Consider the following 608-nt stretch of genomic DNA (forward strand, 5'->3'; position numbering starts at 1 on the left):
CATCGTGTACGACGGCAAGTCGGCCGTCGCTGCCTTCCGCGAACCCGTGGGCCAGACCCAGGAGGCCGAGGTGCTGGCCTGCGGTACCGGCGACGTGCTGCACTCGACCACGCTGGCGGCCACGGGCTGACTCCCTCGTCACACGGGGAACAGGGCCGCCTACCATCGGGTTGTTCCGTCGAGCCCACTGTCGACCCATCGGGGAGTTCCATGTCCACCGCCGCCACGTCCGAGACCCGCAACGTCATCGTCATCGGGTCCGGTCCCTCCGGCTACACCGCGGCGATCTACGCCGCCCGCGCCCAGCTCGCGCCCCTGGTGTTCGAGGGCTCCGTGACCGCTGGCGGTGCGCTGATGAACACCACCGAGGTCGAGAACTTCCCCGGTTTCCGCGACGGCATCCAGGGCCCGGCCCTGATGGACGAGATGCGCGCCCAGGCCGAGCGGTTCGGCGCCAAGCTGATCGCCGACGACGTCGTCGAGGTCGACCTCACCGGTGACATCAAGGTCGTCAAGACCGCCGACGCCACCTACACCGCCCGCTCGGTGATCCTCTCGACCGGCTCCGGCTACCGCCACCTCGACCTCCCGAACGAGGAGAAGCTGTC

Annotated in this window: 1 protein-coding gene; it reads left to right on the forward strand. The window is 69.4% G+C overall.

Annotated elements, in window-relative coordinates; all coding sequences use genetic code 11:
- Positions 1-210: 210 nt before the first annotated feature.
- Positions 211-608: NAD(P)/FAD-dependent oxidoreductase (locus tag ACOADB_RS01750; RefSeq protein WP_378596192.1), on the forward strand; the 398-nt coding region annotated here is incomplete at its 3' end.

It is taken from the genome of Nocardioides sp. CPCC 206348 (assembly GCF_048654705.1).
GTDB lineage: Bacteria > Actinomycetota > Actinomycetes > Propionibacteriales > Nocardioidaceae > Nocardioides.